At 65.2% G+C, this 22252-nt stretch carries 22 protein-coding genes; 5 read left to right on the top strand and 17 right to left on the bottom strand.

The window, feature by feature from the left end; translation table 11 throughout:
• The 12 genes from ABIE08_RS03655 to ABIE08_RS03600 all read right to left on the bottom strand — a co-directional run bounded on the left by ABIE08_RS03655 (window position 1) and on the right by ABIE08_RS03600 (window position 13017).
• On the bottom strand, window positions 1-558 hold the full coding sequence (locus ABIE08_RS03655; RefSeq protein WP_354548833.1) for a GAF domain-containing protein: 558 nt from the start codon (window positions 556-558) through the stop codon (window positions 1-3).
• Between the two features lie 12 nt (window positions 559-570).
• On the bottom strand, window positions 571-1404 hold the full coding sequence (locus ABIE08_RS03650) for an ABC transporter ATP-binding protein (RefSeq protein ID WP_354548831.1): 834 nt from the start codon (window positions 1402-1404) through the stop codon (window positions 571-573).
• Window positions 1401-2306 (bottom strand): ABC transporter ATP-binding protein, encoded by a 906-nt coding sequence (locus ABIE08_RS03645; RefSeq protein ID WP_354548829.1) that lies wholly within the window; start codon window positions 2304-2306, stop codon window positions 1401-1403. Before ABIE08_RS03645 ends, ABIE08_RS03650 begins: the two co-directional genes overlap by 4 nt.
• Window position 2307: 1 nt before the next feature.
• Window positions 2308-3180, bottom strand: a complete 873-nt coding sequence (locus ABIE08_RS03640; protein WP_354548827.1) for an ABC transporter permease — start codon at window positions 3178-3180, stop codon at window positions 2308-2310.
• A 1-nt stretch (window position 3181) separates the two neighbouring features.
• Complete coding sequence (locus tag ABIE08_RS03635) at window positions 3182-4210, bottom strand: ABC transporter permease (RefSeq protein WP_354548826.1); 1029 nt, start codon at window positions 4208-4210, stop codon at window positions 3182-3184.
• A 259-nt stretch (window positions 4211-4469) separates the two neighbouring features.
• Complete coding sequence (locus ABIE08_RS03630; RefSeq protein ID WP_354548824.1) at window positions 4470-6068, bottom strand: ABC transporter substrate-binding protein; 1599 nt, start codon at window positions 6066-6068, stop codon at window positions 4470-4472.
• Window positions 6069-6072: 4 nt separating this feature from the next.
• Window positions 6073-6729: a helix-turn-helix domain-containing protein gene (locus tag ABIE08_RS03625; protein WP_354548822.1), complete on the bottom strand. Its 657-nt coding sequence runs from the start codon at window positions 6727-6729 to the stop codon at window positions 6073-6075.
• A 431-nt stretch (window positions 6730-7160) separates the two neighbouring features.
• A complete protein-coding gene (recJ, locus tag ABIE08_RS03620; RefSeq protein ID WP_354548820.1) occupies window positions 7161-8975 on the bottom strand; it encodes a single-stranded-DNA-specific exonuclease RecJ in 1815 nt (604 codons plus the stop codon).
• A gap of 10 nt (window positions 8976-8985) precedes the next feature.
• Window positions 8986-9987: a class II fructose-bisphosphatase gene (glpX, locus tag ABIE08_RS03615; protein ID WP_266334561.1), complete on the bottom strand. Its 1002-nt coding sequence runs from the start codon at window positions 9985-9987 to the stop codon at window positions 8986-8988.
• 15 nt (window positions 9988-10002) lie between these two features.
• Window positions 10003-11328, bottom strand: coding sequence for a homoserine dehydrogenase (locus ABIE08_RS03610; RefSeq protein WP_354548818.1), 1326 nt, complete (start codon window positions 11326-11328; stop codon window positions 10003-10005).
• 24 nt (window positions 11329-11352) lie between these two features.
• The gene (locus ABIE08_RS03605) at window positions 11353-12573 is read right to left on the bottom strand and encodes an LL-diaminopimelate aminotransferase (RefSeq protein ID WP_354548817.1); all 1221 of its coding nucleotides are present in this window, start codon (window positions 12571-12573) and stop codon (window positions 11353-11355) included.
• Window positions 12574-12663: 90 nt separating this feature from the next.
• Window positions 12664-13017, bottom strand: a complete 354-nt coding sequence (locus tag ABIE08_RS03600) for a hypothetical protein (RefSeq protein ID WP_354548815.1) — start codon at window positions 13015-13017, stop codon at window positions 12664-12666.
• 178 nt (window positions 13018-13195) lie between these two features.
• Here ABIE08_RS03600 and ABIE08_RS03595 point away from each other — a divergent pair, with 178 nt between their 5' ends.
• A complete protein-coding gene (locus ABIE08_RS03595) occupies window positions 13196-15028 on the top strand; it encodes a PHA/PHB synthase family protein (RefSeq protein WP_354548814.1) in 1833 nt (610 codons plus the stop codon).
• 217 nt (window positions 15029-15245) lie between these two features.
• Here ABIE08_RS03595 and ABIE08_RS03590 read toward each other — a convergent pair whose 3' ends face one another.
• The 4 genes from ABIE08_RS03590 to ABIE08_RS03575 form a co-directional block, all read right to left on the bottom strand.
• Window positions 15246-16532: an O-acetylhomoserine aminocarboxypropyltransferase gene (locus ABIE08_RS03590; protein ID WP_354548812.1), complete on the bottom strand. Its 1287-nt coding sequence runs from the start codon at window positions 16530-16532 to the stop codon at window positions 15246-15248.
• A gap of 158 nt (window positions 16533-16690) precedes the next feature.
• Window positions 16691-17119: a CoA-binding protein gene (locus ABIE08_RS03585; RefSeq protein WP_354548810.1), complete on the bottom strand. Its 429-nt coding sequence runs from the start codon at window positions 17117-17119 to the stop codon at window positions 16691-16693.
• Window positions 17120-17123: 4 nt separating this feature from the next.
• Window positions 17124-17939: a hypothetical protein gene (locus ABIE08_RS03580; RefSeq protein WP_354548808.1), complete on the bottom strand. Its 816-nt coding sequence runs from the start codon at window positions 17937-17939 to the stop codon at window positions 17124-17126.
• Complete coding sequence (locus tag ABIE08_RS03575) at window positions 17936-18385, bottom strand: VOC family protein (protein WP_354548806.1); 450 nt, start codon at window positions 18383-18385, stop codon at window positions 17936-17938. The genes ABIE08_RS03580 and ABIE08_RS03575 overlap by 4 nt, the downstream gene beginning before the upstream one ends.
• A 696-nt stretch (window positions 18386-19081) precedes the next feature.
• Here ABIE08_RS03575 and rplM point away from each other — a divergent pair.
• From rplM to gfa, 4 genes are all read left to right on the top strand, one after another.
• On the top strand, window positions 19082-19546 hold the full coding sequence (rplM, locus tag ABIE08_RS03570; protein WP_266334543.1) for a 50S ribosomal protein L13: 465 nt from the start codon (window positions 19082-19084) through the stop codon (window positions 19544-19546).
• 2 nt (window positions 19547-19548) lie between these two features.
• Window positions 19549-20019, top strand: a complete 471-nt coding sequence (gene rpsI, locus ABIE08_RS03565) for a 30S ribosomal protein S9 (RefSeq protein WP_266334541.1) — start codon at window positions 19549-19551, stop codon at window positions 20017-20019.
• Between the two features lie 155 nt (window positions 20020-20174).
• On the top strand, window positions 20175-21125 hold the full coding sequence (gene argC / locus ABIE08_RS03560; protein ID WP_354548804.1) for an N-acetyl-gamma-glutamyl-phosphate reductase: 951 nt from the start codon (window positions 20175-20177) through the stop codon (window positions 21123-21125).
• A gap of 173 nt (window positions 21126-21298) precedes the next feature.
• Entirely contained in the window at window positions 21299-21874 is a 576-nt protein-coding gene (gfa, locus tag ABIE08_RS03555; RefSeq protein ID WP_354548802.1) for an S-(hydroxymethyl)glutathione synthase, read from the top strand.
• Between the two features lie 18 nt (window positions 21875-21892).
• Here gfa and ABIE08_RS03550 read toward each other — a convergent pair whose 3' ends face one another.
• On the bottom strand, window positions 21893-22243 hold the full coding sequence (locus ABIE08_RS03550) for a VOC family protein (RefSeq protein ID WP_354548801.1): 351 nt from the start codon (window positions 22241-22243) through the stop codon (window positions 21893-21895).
• Window positions 22244-22252: the final 9 nt, after the last annotated feature.

Raw genomic sequence — 22252 nt, 5'->3', positions numbered from 1 at the left:
TCAGGCCTTCCCGTCGCGGATCTTCGACGCCTGTTCGGTGACGGTGGCGGCCAGGATGCCGATCGCCGCGAAGGGGCGCAGCGCCATGGCGCGCTCGACCTTTTCGGGCGTGTAGGCGCCGGCCTTGTCGAGGATGTTGATGGTGCCGAGCACGCTGCCCTCGAACACGACCGGCACGTTGATGCAGGAACCGCAGCCGAGCGACTGGATCAGCTCATGGTCGTGGAAGACGGTGGCGATCTCCTCGATCGTGTTGGCGACATAGGGCTTCTTCTCGCCGAAGACGAGATCGTTCCACTTGCCGGCGGCCGACTGCTTGTAGCCGGAGGTCGGGTATTCCTGCGGATGGTTGGAATAGAGCCGGCGCGACATGCCGGTGTCGAAATCCGCGCTCATCACCGTGAAGATGATCGCGCCCACTTCGCGCTGGTAGAGTTCCTCGACCTTGGCGAGCGTCGCGGTCGGCTGGTCCTGTTCGCCAAGCGCTGCGATCAACGCGTCCCAGGCCTTGGGGTCCAACACGGGATCGGCGGCGTTCCGCTCTGCGGTGGTGCTCATGCTGTTTCCTTCCTATTCGGCCCCGGCCGGGACTGGCGCCCCGGCACGGATGGCGGCGCGCAGTGCCGCCTCGGCCTCCGTCACGACGGGAATGGCTCCGATCAATTCGCGCGTATAGGCGCTCTTCGGATCGGAGAAGATGGTTTCGACCGGCCCGGTCTCGACGAGGCGTCCCTTCTGGAACACGCTCACCCGGTCGGCGATGGCGCGCACGACGGCGAGGTCGTGCGTGATGAAGAGGTAGGTCAGGCCCCGCTCCTGGCGCAGCCGCTGCAGCAATTGCAGCACGCGCGCCTGCACCAGCACGTCGAGGGCCGAGGTCGGCTCGTCCAGCACCAGCAGCTCCGGTTCGCAGGCAAGCGCCCGGGCAATGGCGATACGCTGGCGCTGGCCGCCGGAGAGGCCCCGCGGCGAGCGGCGGGCATGTTCGGGCTCCAGGCCGACCTCTTTCAGCAACGAGGCGACGCGCTGATTGCGCTCGCTTCTGCGCACGAGGTCATGCACGTCGAGCGGCAAGCGGATGGAAGCGCCGACGCTGCGGCGCGGATTGAGCGCCGAAAGCGGGTTCTGCTGCACGAGCTGGATCGCCCGCTTCTGCTCCCGTGTCCGGCTTCGTCCCAGCGGCGCGCCATCGAAGCGGATTTCGCCCGAGGTGGCGCCGATCAGGCCGAGCACGAGGTTGGCGAGCGTCGTCTTGCCGGATCCGCTCTCGCCGACAATGGCGTGGCACTCGCCGCGCGTGAAGGCGAGCGAGACATCGTCCAGCGCCGCGACGCTGTGGCCATCGGCGGAGAACACCTTGCCGAGGCGATCGAGTTCGAGGATGGGTGCGCCGGCCTTGCTCATGCGGATGCCTCCACCGGCTCGCCGCAGCCTTCATGGGTGATCAGCGGGTTCTCGAATTCGGGGCTGCGCTCGGGCAGGTCCGGCAGGCCGCCGCCCGAGATCTTCGGGATCGCGGCGAGCAGCGCGCGGGTATAGGGATGGCGCGGATCGTTGAAGAGCTGCGCCGTCGTGCCGTGCTCGACGATCTTGCCGCGATAGATGACATAGACCCGGTCGGCGAATTCGCGCACGACGCCGAGATTGTGCGAGATCAGCAGCACCGAGGTGCCGGTCTTCTCGGTCAGTTCATGCATCAGGTTCAGCGTCTGCGCCTGCACCGTGACGTCGAGCGCCGTGCCCGGCTCGTCGGCGATCAGCAGCTGCGGCCGGTTGGCGAGCGCCATGGCGATCATGACGCGCTGGTTCATGCCGCCGGAAAGCTGGAAGGCGTAGGAATCGAGCGCCCGCTTCGGATCCGGGATCGAGACCTCGGCGAGAGCCGCCTCGGCCCTGCGATCTGCCTCATCGTTGGAGATCGAACGATCGCCGGAGCGCAGAACGTCGCGAAACTGGCCGCGGATCTTGAAGGTCGGGTTCAGCGCCGAGGTCGGATCCTGGAAGATCATGGCGACGCGATTGCCCCGCCGCCGCGCGATTTCCGCACCGCCTTTGGCGGCATCGATGCCGTCGAACAAGATCGAGCCCGACACAAGCACCCGCTTCTGGTCCTGCAGCAGGCCCATGGCGAGGCGCGCCGTCACCGACTTGCCGGAACCAGATTCGCCGACAAGGGCCACTTTCTCGCCCGGCTGGATATGCATCGAGATGCCGTGCAGCACCGGGGTCGGATGACGACGATCGCCAAAGGCGAGGCGCAGGTCGCGGATGGTGAGGACGGGCTTCTGAAGCGTGTTGCTGGCCATCTCAGCTCTCCGCCTCGAAGGCTTCGCGCAGACCGTCGCCGACCAGGTTGAAGCCAAGCACCACCAGCAGGATCGCCACCGCCGGGAACACCGTCAGCCACCAGGCATCGGGCATGTATTTCGCGCCATCGGCGACCATCGAGCCCAGATCCGGCGTCGGCGGCTGGACGCCGAGGCCAAGGAAGGAGAGCGAGGACGCCATCAGTATGACGAAGCCGATATCGAGCGTCATCTTGGTCAGGATGGACGGCCAGCAGTTCGGCAGGATCTCGCGGAACAGGATGTGCGCCGTCGACGCGCCGACCGTCTCGGCCGCCAACACATAGCCCTCCTGCGCCTCGGCGCGGGTGACGTTGTAGATCAGCCGCGCATACCAGGGCCACCACATGGCGGTGATCGCCAGCATGCCATTCAGCAGCGTGGGCTCGAGGAAGCCCATGATCGCCATGGCCAGCACCAGAGGCGGTACGGCCAGGAACACGTCGGTGATACGCATGAGGATGTAGTCGGTCCAGCCGCCCTTGTAGCCAGCCACGAGCCCGACGATGACGCCGATCGGCGTCGCAATGGCGAGCACGACGGTCGCCATGATCAGCGACAGCCGGTAGCCATAGATGATGCGGGTGAACAAATCGCGGCCGATCACATCGGTGCCGAACCAGAAGTCCGCGCTCGGCGCCGCGTTCATCGCCGCGAAATCACCCGTGGGCCCGACATGGTCGGGATAGGGCGTGACGAAGGGCGCGAAGATCGCAAGCCCCACGATCGCCACGACGATGACGAGACCGATCACCGAAAGCGGATCGGCGCTATAGGCGGTCCAGGCCTTGGAGCGCGTGCGCGAGGCGAGGACCGGGGAGCCAGGTTCCGACATCTTATGCCCTCCCCGCTGCGAGACGGATGCGCGGATTGATGACGTTCACCAGGATGTCGACGATGATGTTTACGATCAGGAAGGCCGCCGCGATGATCAGCACCGTGCCGACGATGGCGTCGAGATCCTTGCGCAGGATCACCTCGACGCCGTAGCGCGACAGGCCCGGCCAGCCGAACACCTTCTCGACCAGGAAGGCGTTGCCGAGCATGGCCGCGAATTCCAGGCCGAGAATGGTGAGGGTCGGGATCAGCGCCGGCCGGAAGGCATATCGGTTAGCGATCCGCCTGGCGGGAAAGCCATAGGCGCGCGCCATCTCGACATAGGGCCGCTCATAGACCTCGTTCATGTTGGAGCGCGTCAGCCGCGCCGTCTGGCCAAGGCCCGACATGGCCAGCGCCAGGGATGGCAGGATCAGGTGGTGCAGCGCGTCGAGGAAGGCCGCCCCGTCGCCGGCGAGCAGCGTGTCGATCAGCATGAAGCCGGTCACCAGCGGCGGCGCCACGGTCGATTGGGCCAACTGGCCTTCGATCGGAAACGCGCCCCAGAAATAGCCGAGCACGAGCTGAAGAATGACGCCCCAGACGAAGGCGGGCGTGCAGACGCCGAGCAGCGCGATCAGCCGGCCGACATGATCCGGAAACCGACCGCGGAAATGGGCCGAGAGGATGCCGAGCGGCAGGCCGATCAGCACCATCAGGATGCCGGAGACGAGGACCAGTTCCAGCGTCGCCGGCAGGAACTGCGCGATATCCGTCGTGACCGGGCGGTTGGTATAGAGCGACGTGCCGAGATCGCCCTTGGCGAGCGATTTGACGAACTCGAAATACTGCACCGGCAGCGAGGCATCGAGATGCCGCTCCAGCCGGAGCGCCGCGACCTGCTCGGCGGTCGCGTTGGGTCCAAGCGCGATGCGGGCCGGGTCGCCCGGCATGACGCGGGCGATCGCGAAGATCAGCATCGAGATGCCGATCATGACGATCAGCGCGGCACCGAGACGATGCAGAAGGGATCGGAGGATGTTCGCCATGGTCTACCCGCTCGCTGGGCCTCTGTAGCGCTGTCTTCACCTCTCCCTGAGGGAGAGGTCGGAGCGAAGCTCCGGGTGAGGGTTTAGGGACCCATCCGGTGAGGCCGCAACCCCTCACCCGCCGGCCTACGGCCGTCGACCTCTCCCTCCAGGGAGAGGTGAAAGCACCACGCCCAGCCCAAGCCCTGCTCCGAAGAAGAGGCTCGCGGGCGCGACCGGAGAGAGGCGCCCACGAGCCGGATCGGAGGAAGGCGGCGCCTTACGGCGCCATCTCCATTTCGCGGAACGAGAAGCTATAGCCGGACAGCGCATAGCGATGCGCGTCATCCGACAGCGCCGGCACGGTCACGGCCTTGCGGGCCGGGAACACGGCGACCTGGTCATAGGCATAGATCGTCGGAGCGAGGTCGCGCAGGCGCTGGCTCAGATCCTCGTAGATCTTCTGGCGTTTGGCGGGATCGACTTCGGCGCGGCCGGCTTCGAGCAGCTTGTCGACTTCCGCGTCCTGCAGATATTCCGGCGACTGCCAGGTACCCTTGGCCGAGGAATGATAGGTGTTGAACAGCAGCGAATCCGGATCCGGCGTCGTGGCGCTGTTGAAGATCTGCGAGATGTTCGGCGTCGTCTCGGGCTTGGTCACCATGTCCGTGAACAGCGCCCAGGGCACGCGCTTCACTTCCGGCTTGAAGCCGAGCTTGGAGAAGTTCGCCTGCATCAGCAGGGCGAAGCGCTCTTCCAGCGGCACCTCGGCGATCCAGGAGATCTCCAGCGGCGCCTCTTCCGGCTTGTACTTGCACTGCGCCAGCTCGGCCTTTGCCTTCTCCAGGTCCTGCGCGTAGTTCGGCACCTCGCTGGAGGAACCGAGCATGCCATGCGGGATCGGGCCGTTCGCCGGCTTGCCGAGCGAGACGGTATCGCTCACCGCGACCATCTTGGCGGCGGTCGCATAATCGAACGCATAGGTGAGCGCGCGGCGGCAATGGACGTCGTCGAGCGGCGCCTTGGCCGTGTTCAGCTTGATGTAGAAGACGTTGGTGCCGGTTTCGGTCAGCAGCTGCATCTTGTCATCAGCCGCGAGCGCCTTGGCGACTTCCGGCGGCAGCCACTGCGAGCCGATGTCATGCTCGCCCTTCGACAGCAGCGCACGGACGGTCGAGGCTTCCAGGCCGTAGCGGAAGCGAACCTTGTCGGGCGACTTCGGCGTCGCGCCGAGGAAGTAGTCCGGGAACTTGGCGAGCGCCGTTTCCGACTGCGGGTTCTGCGTCTCGACGACATAGGCGCCGGAGCCGGCATCGTTCGCGGACAGCCAGGCTTCCGAGTAATCGCCGAATGCGCCGTACTTGCCGGCGGCCTGATGCTGCTTGGCGAGCTTCGAATCGAGGATCGGCAGGCGGACGAGCGCCGACAGGAAGGGGGCGTAGGGGCCCTTCAGCGTGAACTTGACTGTCTTGGCATCGACCGCCTCGGCCTTCTCGACATCCTCGACGAACAGGTTGGAGAAGCCCTGCCCGAGCGCGATCATGCGATCGAAGGAATAGACGACGTCATCGGCCGTCAGCTTGTTGCCCGAATGGAACTTGACGTCGTCGCGCAACGTGAAGGTGTAGACATTGCCATCGACGGTCCAGCTCGACGCCAGGTGCGGCTGCATGCCCGGCTTGCCCGCCGTCGGCACGACCAGCGTGTCATAGACATTGAACATCAGGATCGAGTCGGCATAGTCCGACGCCTTGCCCGGATCGAGCTCGCCGACCGGCGCCTCGTCGAGGCGGAGCACCGTCTCTGCAAAGGCCGGCGCCGTGGTCAGGGCCGTCGTCGAAAGCGCCGCCAGCAGCAGCGTTGCACGCAACATCTTCATCGCATTACCTCGTTTCACCCTCGGCTACGTCGTGAACAGCGTTCTTGTCCTGGCTCTTGCGGGGATCCGCCGCCCCGGCATGGGACTGGGCCTGATGGCGGGGTGAATCCGTGAAGAGCTGCTGCGTCCCGACAGAAAGAACCTCGGCGACATGATCGGCAGGGTTGTGCACCCGGTGCGGACGATGGGCCGAAAAATGCAGGGTATCCCCCGCATGCAATTCGTAGATGGTCTCGTCGATCACATAGCGGATGGAGCCGCTCAGCACATAAACGACCTCCTCCCCCTCATGCGACGAGGTCTCGGAGAGATAGCGCGGCGGCACGTTCATCTTGACGGCGTTGAGCATCTGGCCCGGAAACGTCGTCGAAAGCCGCTCATAGGAAATCCAGGCCGGATTGATGCCGTAAGTCACCCTGCCCTCGCGCCGCGAAACCGCGTTCGGAATATCCGGCTGGTGCAGGAAAGCGCTGACCGGCAGGTCGAGCGCCTTGGCAATCGTCACCAGCGAGGATAGAGACGGCGTGGTAATATCGCGCTCGACCTGGCTCAGGAAGCCGATCGAAAGACCCGTCGCCTCGGCGACCCGCTGCAGGGTCAACCGGCGCTGCTTGCGCGCATCTCGGATCTTCAATCCAACCTTCAAGGGATCGCTGCTCATGCCGGTCCTCCCCGCCGCTTCTAGCGGCGTTACAATTATTTCACCATAGCTAAAATCTTAAGGCAAGATTCTTCGCCCGCTTCGTCGTAGGGCCTTTGTTCCGTCGGCCCTTTGGAGCTTCCGCTCCCGTGGCCGGCAGAACTGTACGCCTCGTACATTCGCGTCCCGTGTCCCCCGGCGGACGGATCAGGGGCGACGCCCGGCCAGGGTCCCCCGCCCAGCACCCGACAAGGGCCGGCGTGATGGTCGAGACGCCACACAATCCATGCGTGCAATTGGAGCGACTCTCAATCAGGACGGATTTAGTTCAGCAGTCTGATGAAAAAAATGCAACCGCCATGATGGGACGCGCGGCAGGGTTGTCCAAGGCGACGAAGACGGCCTGGTGAGGTGACGCAGGGCTAACGGGGCGTTAACGCGGAAGGGCGCCGTTAACGCAGCGGTTGCGGCTGCGCGACGTCTAGAATGCGGAAGCTCGATTGCCGCCTGCCCTGCCAATGGTCGATCGAGAGCGTGCCGGCGACATGCAGCGGCCGGCCTCGGGACCCAAGCAGCATGCGGCCGAGATCGTTGTCGGCGGCACGGAAGGCGATCGCCTTCAAGTTCTGGTCGCCGCCGGAAAGCGTGACCTTTACATGGCCGTTGCCGACCGTATCGGCATAGCCGACGATATGGGCCGGCAGGGCGAAGACCGGCTCGGCATGGCCGGATCCGAACGGCCCCGCCTTCTCCACCATGTCGATGAAATCGGGCGTGGCGGCGCGGGCCGTCAGCGCGCCGTCTATCAGCAGCTGGTCGGCCTGTCGCGCCCGACGCGAGGCTTCAGCAGCGCCGGCTTCGAGAAAAGCGCGGAATTCCGCGAATTTCGCGGGCTCGATGGTGAGGCCCGCCGCCATGGCGTGGCCGCCGCCCTTGACCAGTAGCCCCTGCTCGACGGCCCCGCGAACCAGCCCGCCGAGATCGACGCCGGCCACCGACCGGCCCGAGCCGGTGCCAAGCCCGTTCGGCATCAGGGCGATAGCGAAGGCGGGGCGGCGGAAGCGTTCCTTGAGGCGGGCGGCGATCAGCCCGACAATGCCGGGATGCCAACGGTCGCTCGCGGTAACGATGACGGCCGGCCCCTCGCCGGAGCCGATCTCCGCATCGGCCTCGGCAATCGCCTCTTCCAGCATCGATGTTTCAATGGCTTGGCGCTGCTTGTTCAGACCATCGAGTTCAACGGCGATGCGCTCGGCCTCGGCCGGGTCGTCGAGCGACAGCAATCGGGCGCCCAGCGCCGCATCGCCAATCCGGCCACCGGCATTGATCCGGGGCCCGAGCAGGAAGCCGAGATGATAGGGCGCAACCGGCGCGTCGATGCGGGCGGCCTGCGACAGCGCCGCCAGTCCCGGATTGGCGCGGCGGCGCACGGCCAACAGGCCCTTGGTGACGAAGGCGCGGTTGAGGCCGATCAGCGGAACGACGTCGCAGACCGTGCCGAGCGCCACGAGATCGAGCCATTGCAGCAGGTCCGGCTCCGGCCGGGTCGGACCATACCAGCCGCGCTTGCGCAGTTCGCGGTTGGTGGCGACGATCGCCAGAAAGGTGACGCCGACGGCGGCGAGATGGCCGAGGCCGGAGAGATCGTCCTGCCGGTTCGGGTTGACTACGGCGAGCGCCGGCGGCAGTTCCGCGCCCATCTGGTGATGGTCGAGCACCACCGCGAGGCGGCCGAGATCGCGCGCAACGGCGAGCGATTCATGACTCGTCGAGCCGCAGTCGACCGTCACGATCAGCTGCGCGCCCTCTTCGACGAGGGTACGGATGGCGTCGGGATTGGGGCCGTAGCCCTCGAAGATGCGATCGGGAATGTAGATGCGCGTCTCGACGCCTTGATGGCGCAGGAAGCGCGCCAGCAGCGCCGATGATGTCGCGCCGTCGACGTCGTAGTCGCCGAAGATCGCGACATGCTCGCCCGCTTCAACCGCATCGGCGATACGCGAGGCCGCGGCGTCCATGTCGGTTAGCACCGACGGGTCGGGCATCAGCCGGCGGAGGCTCGGATCGAGGAAATGCGCCGCGTCGTCAAGGGCGATGCCCCGGCCGGCCAGCACACGAGCGACGAGCTCGGGGATCTCATGGCGCTGGGCCATGGCGGTTGCGACCAGGCTCGAGGTCGCATCGACCCGTTCGGTCCAGCGGCGCCCCGTCACGGATCCTTCTACGCCGAGAAAGGCGCGCCGTGCGTCGCTGGATGACATGGACATGGGAGCTGGATCAGCCCTCGTTGTCGAACTTTTCGAGATCGCGATGCGTCGCCTTGATCCAGCGAACCGTGCCGGAAGACGAGCGCATGACGACCGTATCCGTGGTGATCTCGCCATTGCGAGCGAAACGCACGCCGGAAAGCAGGTTGCCGTCGGTGACGCCGGTCGCTGCGAACAGGACGTCGCCGCGGGCCATCTCGTCATGGGTGAACTTCTTGTCGAAGTCCTTGACGCCCATCTTCGCCGCGCGCTCGCGCTGTGCGTCGGACTGCGTCACCAGGCGGCCCTGCATCTGGCCGCCGATGCAGCGAAGAGCCGCCGCGGCCAGCACGCCTTCGGGCGCGCCGCCAATGCCGAGATAGATGTCGATGCCGGTCTCGTCGGGATTGGTGGTGTGGATGACGCCGGCGACATCGCCGTCACCGATCAGGCGGAGCGCGGCGCCGGTGGCGCGCACGTCCTCGATCAGCTTGGCGTGACGCGGACGGTCGAGGATGCAGGCGGTGATCTCGTTGACGGGAACGCCCTTGGCCGCTGCCAGCGCCTGGATGTTTTCCATCGGGGAGGCGTCGAGGTCGACCACGCCGGTCGCATAGCCGGGGCCGATCGCGATCTTCTGCATGTAGACGTCGGGCGCGTAGAGCAGGCTGCCACCCTCGGCGATCGCGATCACGGCCAGCGAATTAGGCTGGTTCTTGGCGCAGATCGTCGTGCCTTCGAGCGGATCGAGCGCGATGTCGACGCGCGGACCGGAGCCGCGACCGACCTTCTCGCCGATATAGAGCATCGGCGCTTCGTCGCGCTCGCCCTCGCCGATGACGACGGTGCCTTCGATCGGCAGACGGTTGAGCTCGCGACGCATGGCGTCGACGGCGGCCTGGTCGGCTGCCATTTCGTCGCCGCGTCCCCGCCAACGCGCCGCCGCAACGGCCGCGCGCTCGGTAACGCGCACCAGCTCCAGCGTCAGGATCCGGTCCAGACCCGCTGCCTTCGCATTCCCCGTCATCGCCATAGTGCTGCTCCGCTCTCAGGCCAGTTGTTCAATGCGTATCATCTGCGGCTGCTCCGCAATATGACCATCCGCCGTAATCCGATCGAGCGCTTCCTTGACCTGCGACTCGGTGGTCTCATAGGTGATGAGCATAACCGGTTGCGGCTCGAGCGGCTGCAGATGCTCCGGCGCATCGGCCTTCGGCGCGCGCCGCCGCTGGACAATCGATTCGAGCGAAATGTTGTATTCGGCCATACGCTTGGCGATGGCGGCGAAAGCTCCGGGCCGATCATAGACAGCCAAGCGGATGTAGTAGCCGCCGGCATGCGCCCGCATCACGGCCTGCTGGTAGGGCTGCAGCGTGTGGGCGGGTCGGCCGAAGGTGCCCACCACGTCGCCGCGCGCCAGATCGGCAATGTCGCTCATCACGGCCGAGGCCGTGGCGTCGCCGCCGGCGCCCGGGCCGGAGAGAACCAGCCTTCCGACGAAATCCGCCTCGACCGCCACCGCATTGGTGACTCCATCGACGCGTGCGATCGGAGAGGATTTCGGCACCATGGTCGGATGGACCCGCTGCTCGATGCCGCTCTCGGTGCGCGTCGCCACGCCCAGAAGCTTGATGCGGTAACCGAGTTCGTCCGCCGCCTCGATATCGGCGGTCGTGATCGAACGGATGCCCTCGACATAAATGGCATCCGAGTTGATCTCGGTGCCGAAGGCGATTGCGGTCAGGAGCGCCAGCTTGTGGGCGGTGTCGAAGCCGTCGACGTCGAAGGTCGGATCCGCCTCGGCATAGCCAAGGCGCTGGGCCTCGGCGAGACAGGCGTCGAAAGCGATGCCTTCCCGCTCCATCCGCGTCAGGATGTAATTGCAGGTGCCGTTGAGGATGCCATAGACGCGCCCGACCCGGTTGCCAGCGAGCGATTCCCGCAGCGTCTTGATGATCGGAATGCCGCCGGCGGCAGCCGCCTCGAAATTCAGCGAGACGCCGTTGCTCTCGGCGCGACGCGCCAGTTCGGTGCCGTGCTTGGCGAGCAGCGCCTTGTTGGCGGTGACGACATGCTTCTTGGCGTCGAGCGCCGCGCGCACCGAATCGGCCGCCGCGCCGTCCGCGCCGCCCATCAATTCGACGAAGACGTCGATGTCGGGCGATTGCGCCAGCGACATCGGATCGTCGAACCAGGTCACGGTGGAGAGGTCGAGGCCGCGATCGCGGAAACGATCGCGGGCCGTCACGGCAGTCACGACGACCGGCCGGCCGCAACGAAGCGCCAGTTCATTGGCATGGCGCTGCGTCAAACGCAGCAGGGACGCGCCGACGGTGCCGAGACCGGCGACGCCCAGCCGAAGTACTTGATTCATAAAAACGCCCCAGAGGGGCCCGGCTTATCGCCGGGCGCTGCTGATAGGGACGACGTTGTGCAACGTTTTGTCCGCCGTTTCAAGGAAGCGACGGACATTGCGCGCGGCCTGGCGAATGCGCTGCTCGTTCTCCACCAGGGCGATGCGGACGTAATCGTCGCCATGCTCGCCGAAGCCGACGCCCGGCGCGACGGCCACGTCGGCCTTCTCGATCAGGAGCTTCGAGAATTCGAGGCTGCCCAGCGACTTGAAGGCATCGGGAATCGGGACCCAGGCAAACATCGAGGCGCGCGGCGCCGGGATCTGCCAGCCGGCGCGGCCGAAGCTGTCGACCAGCACGTCGCGGCGATGCTTGTAGATCTGGCGCATCTCCTCGATGCAATCCTGCGGGCCGTTCAGCGCGGTGGTGGCCGCCACCTGGATCGGCGTGTAGGCGCCGTAATCGAGATAGGATTTCACCCGCGACAGCGCGGCGATCAGGCGCTCATTGCCGACCGCGAAGCCCATGCGCCAGCCGGCCATGGAATAGGTCTTCGACATCGAGGTGAACTCGACGGCGACGTCGATAGCGCCCGGAACCTGCAGGATCGAGGGCGGCGGCACATCGTCGAAATAGATCTCGGAATAGGCGAGATCCGACAGCACGAACAGCTCGTGCTTGCGGGCGAAGGCGACGACATCGCGATAGAAATCGAGATCGGCCACATGCGCCGTCGGATTGGACGGATAGCAGAGCACGACCGCGAGTGGCTTCGGGATGGAGTGCATGACCGCACGTTCCATCGCGTGGAAGAATTCGGGTCCCGGTTCGACCGGCACGGAACGGATGACGCCGCCGGCCATCAGGAAGCCGAAGGCATGGATCGGATAGCTCGGATTGGGCACGAGAATCACGTCGCCCGGCGCCGTGATGGCCTGCGCCATGTTGGCGAAGCCTTCCTTGGAGCCGATCGTGGCGACGATCTGCGTGTTCGGATCGAGCTTCACGCCGAAACGGCGCTCGTAATAGGCAGCCTGGGCCTTGCGCAGGCCGTTGATGCCGCGCGACGCCGAATAGCCGTGCACGTCCGGACGAGCGGCCGTTTCGGCGAGCTTCTGGACGATATGAGCCGGGGTCGGAAGGTCAGGGTTGCCCATGCCGAGATCGATGATATCGGCGCCCGCGGCTCGAGCGCTCGCCTTAAGCCGGTTGACCTGCTCAAAGACGTATTGCGGCAAACGCCGCACGCTGTGGAACTCGCTCATGACTCCGAATCCATCTTTCCTGGATAGTCGTTATGCGCCTCACCTGGCGCGGGGCGGTTCTACACCGAACCGCAGTCTATGGAAGCACCCTTATTGCGGGCATTTCGTGGCGTCTGCGCCGGGCTCGCCGCAGCGCTCCTGAATTTCGGAGAGCGCCTTCTTGGCATGCGTGGCGGCGGTCTTCTCCAAGGCCGCATTGGTGGTGGCACTATGCTGCCGCGCGGCCTCGGCTGTGCGCGGGTCGTTGCGGGCGCCCTTGGCTTTCAGACCTTCGGTGGCGGTCTTCAGCTCGGCCGGCGTCATCAGCTTGCCGGGCGGCTCGCCGCCCGCGACATTGATGTTGGGAAACACGCCCGGACGGTCCAGCTCGGGATCGGGCGAATTGTCCAGCGTCTTGGAAAGCTGCTGCGAGCACGCCGCCAGAGAGACGGCAAGCGCCAGCATGAGGACGAGCGACGCGGAACGGGACCGCTTGATTCCGGACGGATTCATCTTGAACTCATTGTGGTAAGCGGGTCGATAGCATGCGCATCATATCCCTGTGAGCGCGAAGCTATTACACTCCGCGCGTCGGGGAAAGCAGCGCCGCCTTCCCGATCGAAGAATGGCATTCGGGGATACGATGGCCAAAGACAAAATCGGAAGCGACGGCACCAGCCCCGGCAGTGCGCCGATCAGCCTGATCATCAAGGACCCCGAGAAATTCGCCCAGAACATCGCCAAGATGATCGAGGGCATGACCCGGGCCGCCAATGCCTTCCTGAAGCCGCGCGAAGACGGCAAGCTCTCCGCCGATCTCACCGACGAGATTGCCGAGATTGTCCGCACGCTGGCCAAGGTAATCGAGTACTGGACGGCGGAGCCTGGCCGCAGCATCCAAGCGCAATCAAAGCTTTACGGCCAGTATTTCATGCTGTGGACCAGCATGATGCAGCGCATGTCCGGCGTGCCGATGCCGCCGGTGGCCGAGCCCGATCCACGTGATCGCCGCTTCAAGGACCCGCAATGGTCGGAGAACCAGTTCTTCGATTTCGTGAAGCAGTTCTATCTGATCACCACGCGCTGGGCCGAGCAGATGGTCGACGGCGCCACCGACCTGGACCCGCATGTCCGGCTGAAAGCGGGCTTCTATATCCGGCAGATCGCCAATGCGATTTCGCCGTCGAATTTCCTGTTCACCAATCCGGAAATCCTGCGCGATACGCTCGATTCGAGCGCCGACAACCTCGTGCGCGGCATGGACATGCTGGCCGAGGACATCGCGGCCGGCAATGGCGAACTGATCATCCGCCAATCGGACAAGTCCCACTTCGCCATCGGCAAGAACCTCGCCCTTTCCCCGGGCAAGGTCGTCCTGCAGAACGAGGTCTGCCAGCTGATCCAGTACAAGGCGGCGACATCCGAGGTCCTGAAGCGGCCTCTGCTGATCGTGCCGCCCTGGATCAACAAGTTCTACATCCTCGACCTGAACCCGGAAAAATCCTTCGTCAAATGGGCGGTGGAGCAGGGCCATACCGTGTTCGTCGTCTCGTGGATCAATCCGGACGAACGCCAGGCGGAGAAGAGCTTCGAGCACTACATGCGCGAAGGTATCCTCGAATCGGTCGATACGATCCAGAAGATCACGGGCGAGAAAGAGATCAACGCCATCGGCTACTGCGTCGGCGGCACCCTGCTCTCCTACACGCTCGCCTACATGGCCGGCGTCGGCGACACGCGCATCGCCTCGGCGACCTTGTTCGCCACCCAGGTCGACTTCACCCATGCCGGCGATCTCAAGGTCTTCATCGACGAGGAGCAGATCGAGGCGGTCGAGAAGAAGATGAGCGTGCGCGGCTATCTGGAGGGGAAGAACATGACCTCCTCCTTCAACATGCTGCGCTCGAACGACCTGATCTGGTCTTATGTCGTGAACAACTATTTCCGCGGCAAGGAACCGATTCCGTTCGACCTGCTCTACTGGAATTCCGACGCGACGCGGATGCCGGCGGCGAACCATTCCTTCTATCTGCGCAACTGCTATCTCGACAACAAGCTGGCCAAGAGCGAGCTTTCGGTCGACGGCAAGGCGCTGTCGCTCGGCGACGTGACCATCCCGATCTACAATCTCGCCACCCGCGACGACCACATCGCGCCGCCGCGCTCGGTGTTCTACGGCTCGTCCTTCTTCGGCGGTCCGGTGACCTTCGTGCTGGCGGGATCCGGCCATATCGCCGGCGTCATCAACCCGCCGTCGCGCGGCAAGTACCAGTACTGGACCGGTCCCGCACCGAAGGGCGACGGGCTCGACGACTGGCTCGGCCGCGCCAAGGAGCATCCGGGCTCCTGGTGGCCGCACTGGCAGGCCTGGATCGAGCAGCAGGACGACCGCCGCGTCAAGGCGCGCACGCCCGGCGGCCGCAAGGTCAAGGCGATCGAGAACGCGCCGGGCAGCTATGTCAAAGTGATGGCGTAGCCTAGGCCCTTCCTGACGAAGGAAAGGCCCTCACCCTACCCTCTCCCGCAAGCGGGCGAGGGTTTTCGGCCGGTGCACTTCCCTACGCATACGGCATGATCCAAGCCTGACAGCCTACCCAGACTGCCACCCGCAAGAGCAAACCGACTCGGCAGAACTCCCTCTCCCGCGCGCGGGAGAGGGTTGGGGTGAGGGTCTACCCCACGCAAAGAACCGATCAGGTACCGGCGAGCGCCTGCTCGAGATCGGCGATGATGTCCTCCTTGTCCTCGATGCCGACCGACAGGCGGACGACATCCGGGCCGGCGCCGGCCTTGGTCTTCTGCACGTCGTCCAGCTGGCGGTGGGTCGTCGAGGCCGGGTGAATGATCAGCGAGCGCGTGTCGCCGATATTGGCGAGATGCGAGAACAGCTTGACCGTCGAGACGACCTTGACGCCGGCGTCATAGCCGCCCTTGAGGCCGAAGGTCAGCACCGCGCCCGCGCCCTTGGGAACATAGCGGCGCGCGAGGTTGTGGTAGCGGTCGCCCGGCAGGCCGGCATAGCTGACCCAGGCGACGGCCGGATGGTCGATCAGATATTCGGCGACGGCACGGGCATTGTCGGAATGCTTCTGCATGCGCAGCGGCAGGGTCTCGATGCCGGTCAGGATCAGGAACGAGTTCTGCGGCGAGATCGCGGGGCCGAGATCGCGCAGGCCGAGCACGCGGCAGGCGATGGCGAAGGCGAAGTTGCCGAAGGTCTCGGCCAGCACGACGCCGTTATATTCGGCTAGCGGCTGCGACAGCTTGGGATAGCGCGCCTCGCGAGTCCAGTTGAAGCGGCCGCCGTCGACAATGACGCCGCCCATGGAGTTGCCGTGACCGCCGAGGAACTTGGTCAGCGAATGCACGACGATATCGGCGCCATGCTCGAACGGCTTGCAGAGGTAAGGCGTCGCGAGCGTGTTGTCGACGATCAGCGGCACACCGGCGCGCTTGGCGACCGCGGCAATCGCCGCGATGTCGACGACGATGCCGCCCGGATTGGCGATCGACTCAATGAAGATCGCCTTGGTCTTCGGCGTGATCGCCCGCTCGAACGAGGCGATATCGTCGGGATCAGCCCAGACGACGTTCCAGCCGAAGCTCTTGAACGAGTGGTTGAACTGGTTGATCGAGCCGCCATAGAGCTTGGTCGAGGCGATGAATTCGTCGCCGGGCTGCAGCAGCGTGTGGAAGACCAGAAGCTGCGCGGCGTGGCCCGAGGCGACGGCGAGCGCGGCGGTGCCGCCTTCCAGCGCCGCAACGCGCTCTTCGAGCACGGCGGTCGTCGGGTTGGTGATGCGCGTATAGATGTTGCCGAAGGCCTGCAGGCCGAACAGCGACGCGGCATGGTCCACATTGTCAAAGACGAATGCGGTCGTCTGGTAGATCGGCGTGATGCGCGCGCCCGTGGTCGGGTCGGGCTGGGCGCCAGCATGGACGGCCAGCGTTGCAAAACCGGGAAGCCTGTCTTCGGACATTCTTGTCTCCTCCATTTTCGTTCTTGATGGGCACGGCCGGATCAATCGTCAGACCTACACGCATAGCGCGGCAGCCCGGCAAATCGCAGCCATACGTTTCGCCGGGAGGCAGCTCCCGGCGAATATTCATCCTCCGCGGCGGCCTGCGCCGCAAAATATCAGCCGATCAGGCGGGGCCGTTCGATCGCCGGGCAACGGTCCATGACGACCTGGACGCCCCTCGCCTCCAGCCGCGCCGCCTCGGCATCGTTGCGGATGCCGAGCTGCAGCCACATCACCTTGGGCAGAACCGACAGCGCCAGGATCTCGTCGACCACGCCGGCGATCGCGTCCGAATTGCGGAAGACGTCGACCATGTCGATCGGGACCGGCACGTCGGCCAGTCGCGGATAGACCATGCGGCCGAACAGTTCCCGCCCGGCGATACCCGGATTGATCGGATAGGTCTCGTAGCCCGCGCGCGTCAGATAGCCCAGCACGCCGTTGCTGGCGCGGGCCGGATTGGGGCTCGCGCCGATCAGGGCGATGGTGCGCGTGGCGGTCAGGATGCCGCGGATATAGTCGTCATCGTATTGATCGTGATTCATGCGCTCACAGACCCGGAACGACGACGGCGGTGACCATCCATTTGCCCTCGACCTTGCCATAGCAGACGCTTGTCGCCTGGAAGCCGAGCGAGATGTCATTGGTGGAATAGCCGATCTTGCCCGAGGGCAGCGCCACCGAATACCAGTCGGCCGTGCCGTCCTCGCCGTCGACCGAGCCTTCGATGAAGGGCACGATAGTGCCGGCCGGCAGCTTCACCAGCACGGACGATGTTTCGGTCGGCTTCTCGTGGAATTCCGTGTCTTCGGACAGGATCCAGAGATTGCCGGCGGGAACGCCGGCCGCCTCGGCGATGGCCAGCGCCTTGTCGCGGTCGAAGATCGGCTCGGCCGGCGAGCAGATCGCGCCCCTGGCCGTCTTGGAGTGTCCGATCGTCCCCGAATCCAGCGCGTTGCCGAACAGGTCGACGACCAGGCCGTCCAGATCCTCGCGGCTGTAATCGACGTCGCCGGTGGAGGACATCGTCGCCGCGCTGTCCAGCCGCTCATCGCCGGGGCGCTTCTCTGGATCGGGCAAAGCCTCGGCCGGCGTCGCGTCGGGGAAACCGATCATCGGCGAATAGATCTTCACCTCCGGCGCGGCGCTCGCCTTCAGCGTCGCCACGTCGCCGGTGGAGATCGCCACCTTCAACGTCTCGACCAGAGCCTTGAGTTCGGCGTCGTCGGTTCCGGTCGTGTCATAGGTGACGGTGAGCGCTTCGTAGGGCTTCGGCTGGATCGCCGGATCCTCTGCCGCGAAGGCTGTCGATCCGAAGAAAGCCAGCATCGCGCAAGCGGCCGTGCTGCAAAGAAGGTTCTTCATGATTGTGGACCTGGCAGTGCGAGGCGACCGGCCTCGTCAAACGGGAAGAAGGGATTGTAGGCCACCTCCCAGAGATGGCCATCCGGATCTGCGAAATAGCCGGAATAGCCGCCCCAGAACACTTTGGTGGCCGGCTTGACCAGCCGCGCGCCGCAATTCTCGGCATGCGCCAGCGCGGCGTCGACCTCGGCCTCGCTCATGACATTGTGCGCCAGGGTGATGCTGCGAAATCCGTCGCCCGCCGGCGCGACATTCGCGTCGTCCGCCAGCGCGTTGCGCTGAAACAGGGCCAGCACGACGCCGGAGAGCTGGAAAAAGGTGATCGCCTCTTGGCTTGCGGCCGAGGCCTGCCAGCCGAGCGACTCATAGAATGCACGCGCCTTCGGCACGCTGGCGACACCGAGCGTCACAATGCTGAGCCTTGGTGCGAGGCCTGCTTCCGTCATATTGTCTTCCCCGTCACGATTGGGCCGACAGCATAGCCGATCGCCCGGCGCGGTACAGATGCCGTCGTGGTCACGCCGCCTGTGCCGGGGCGTGCGATCGGCCGGAAACCGGCCCGCTCCATCGCATGCCGCCGGCTAGAGAGCGACAATCCGTCCCTGCGTTGATAGGGCAGGCTCGTGACAGATCGACGGCGGCGTGGGTCTACCGCCAGCCGTCCCCTCGCCGTCAGGTCGTCGCCAGGATGAACGCGCCCGTCGCGAAAAGCAGCACAACCAGGATTCCCCACTTCACCAGCGGGTGCTTCCATACGGTCCACATCGTCCAATCCCCCAAATTAGCCACGCAGGACCGGCATGCCGGCCCGATGCGACTCCCATACCATGCTTCGTGCCTGCCGCCGCCCCCATCCCGGCTCAATCCACCAGCCGGAGGTTCGCGGCCCACTTTTGCCGCCAAAAAGGAGATTCTTCGGCCTGCGAGCATGCCTGGGGATGTCCGAAATCTCGTCCCGCTGGTGGTATAACAATACCGTATCTATAAGCTATTGATTTCGCTATGGTAATCCGCACGCCATCGTTTTCTACGCGCTTGACGGAATCTGTGGCGCAGGCTACACACCGGCACGATCGATGGGACCGTGTGTCCTGTTGCCGCTAATCCTGCCCGAACGGGGCACGAGAAAACGAGTTCAACCAATGAGCACCATTTCCACCAAGCCGGCGGACGTCGTGAAGAAGTGGATTCTGATCGACGCTGAAGGGCTGGTCGTTGGCCGCCTCGCCAGCATCGTGGCGAACCGCCTTCGCGGCAAGCACAAGGCCAGCTTCACGCCGCACGTTGATGATGGCGACAACGTCATCATCATCAACGCCGAGAAGTGCGTCTTCACCGGCGCCAAGTACACCGACAAGCGGTACTACTGGCACACCGGCTATATCGGCGGCATCAAGGAGCGCAGCCCGCGCCAGATCATCGAGGGTAAGTTCCCCGAGCGTGTTCTGGAGAAGGCCATCGAGCGCATGATCCCCGAGGGTCCGCTTGGCCGTCGCCAGCTGAAGAACCTGCGCGTCTATGGCGGTTCCGAGCATCCGCACGAAGCACAGCAGCCCGAGACGCTCGACGTCGGCGCCCTGAATGCCAAGAACAAGAGGATTGCCTGAACATGGCTGATCTCCAGTCCCTCCAGGACCTCGCCGTCATCTCGACCGAGAACGCGGCACCTGTCCATGTGCAGAAGCTTGACGCCCAGGGCCGCGCCTACGCGACCGGCAAGCGCAAGAACGCCATCGCTCGCGTCTGGATCAAGCCGGGCACCGGCAAGATCGTCGTGAACGGCAAGGAATACCGCGGCTACTTCGCTCGCCCGGTTCTGCAGATGCTCGTTCAGCAGCCGATCGGCGTCGCTTCGCGCACCGACCAGTACGACATCAACGCCACGGTTGCTGGCGGTGGTCTCTCCGGCCAGGCTGGCGCGCTTCGTCACGGCATCTCGAAGGCTCTGACCTATTACGAGCCCGAGCTGCGTGGCGTCCTCAAGAAGGGTGGCTTCCTGACCCGCGACAGCCGTGTCGTCGAGCGCAAGAAGTACGGCCACGCCAAGGCCCGCCGCAGCTTCCAGTTCTCGAAGCGCTAATCGGCGTCCACGCGACGTTTTCGAAGGGGCGCTTCGGGCAACCGCAGCGCCCTTTTTCTATGCGCGTTTGTCTTATTGCGGTTTCACGACCGTGCGAGATCCTTGCGGGTGGCGCGAGCGCCCCCATCTACTGATGCCCGAACGGAGGCGAGCCCATGGTATCCACGGTCTTCATCGACGGCGAAGCCGGCACGACGGGTCTTCAGATCCGCCAGCGCCTGGAAGGCCGCGACGACATCCAGCTGCTGTCGATCGCGCCCGAGCGTCGCAAGGAGACTGCGGCCCGGGCCGAGCTTTTGAACAGCGCCGACGCGGTCATCCTCTGCCTGCCGGACGCGGCCGCCAAGGAAGCCGTGGGGCTGATCGACAACCCGGATGTCAAGGTGATCGACGCCTCGACCGCCTATCGGACGGCGGCAGACTGGACCTATGGCTTCGCCGAGCTCGACAAGTCGCAGCGGGCCAAGATCGCCGCCTCGACGCGGATCTCCAATCCCGGCTGCTATGCGACCGGCGCGATCGCGCTGCTGCGTCCGCTGGTCTCGGCGGGGCTGCTGCCTGCCGCCTGGCCGGTGACGATCAACGCCGTCTCCGGCTATTCCGGCGGCGGCAAGTCGATGATCGCCGAGTTCGAGGATCCGAACACCGCGAACTACACGCATGAGAATTTCCGCATCTATGCGCTGCCGCTGCAGCACAAGCATGTGCCGGAGATCCAGAAGCACGGCCAGCTCGCCCTCCGCCCGATCTTCGCGCCGGCCGTCGGCCGTTATGCGCAGGGCATGATCGTCGAGATCCCACTGCATCTGGACCTGATCCCGGGCAAGCCGTCGCTGTCCGCGCTGAACGAGGCCCTCTCGGCGCACTATGCCGGCGAGCGCTTCGTCACCGTGGCGAACCTGGCGGAGTCAGGCGCGATGACCGGCCTGGATCCCGAGGGGCTGAACAGCACCAACCGGATGAAACTCTTCACCTTCGGCACCGAAGGGGCCGGGCAGGCCCGTCTCGTTGCTTTGCTCGACAATCTCGGCAAGGGCGCGTCTGGCGCCGCCGTGCAGAACCTGAACCTGGTTCTCGGCCTCGACGAGGCCAGCGGCCTCAACTAGCCGGTCGGGCTACACCACCTTTCAACGGCCATGTCGTTCTGGCGGCATGGCCGTTTTCGTTCGGCGCCACCCCTTCGCGCGGAATTCTACGCGCAGCGGTTTCCTTGACGTTACGTCAGCGCTACCTTCGATCAATCCGGATCCTCCGGCAAGAACGAACGAGGGAGCCTGAAATGCCTGCCACGGTCCTTCTCCATCCCACGATCGACTACGGCATCCGCAAGGGCGCGGATGATTTCGCCGGCGGAACGCTGATCTGCCACTGCCTCGACAAACCGGTACGCGTCGAGATCCAGGGGCAGATCGCGCATAACCATGCCTGCGGCTGCACACAGTGCTGGAAGCCGGAAGGCGCGATCGTCTCGATCGTCGGCGTCGTCCCGACCGATCATGTGAAGGTCGCCGCCAATGGCGACAAGCTCGCGGTGGTCAACCCGGCCGCCACCATCCTGCGCCATGCCTGCCAGGTTTGCGGCGTGCACATGCATGGCCCCGTCGAGAAGGACCACGCCTTCAAGGGGCTGACCTTCGTGCACACCGAACTGTCGCGCGAGGAAGGCTGGCAGGCGCCGCAGTTCGGCGCCTTCATCTCCTCGGTGATCGAAGGCGGGGTGAAGCCGGACCGCATGGGCGCGATCCGTTCTCGCATCCGCGAGCTTGGCCTCGAACCCTATGACTGCCTGTCGCCACCGCTGATGGACGCGCTGGCGATCTTCGCGGCGAAGAAGTCCGGCGTTCTCGCCGAATGATGCCCGTGCGTCCGGCGCTCAGGCGTGGCTGAGAATGTTCACCAGCCGGCCGAACGGGTCGCGCACATAGAAGCGCCGCACGCCCCACGGTTCCGTGGCGGGGCCATATTCGATCGGGAGGCTGGCGCCGCGAACGCGAGCCAGCACCTCGTCTAGATCGTCAACCTCGATGGAGAGATCCGGCACGGCGGTGCCGGATCCGCCTTCGCGCGCGACGCTGACCTGCGGGGTGGTGGCAATATCCGTTGCGAAACTGACGATCCAGCCATGGTCCATGACGATCTCCATGCCGAGGATGTCGCCGTAGAAGGCCTGAGCGCTTGCCGGATCCCGGGCCGCGATATTCGCCACGATGCGCCGTACCGCCATCGAACCTCT

It is taken from the genome of Kaistia defluvii (assembly GCF_040548815.1).
GTDB lineage: Bacteria > Pseudomonadota > Alphaproteobacteria > Rhizobiales > Kaistiaceae > Kaistia > Kaistia defluvii_A.
Note: the sequence above shows the minus strand (reverse complement) of the source record. Positions and strands in the feature narration are given on the sequence as shown.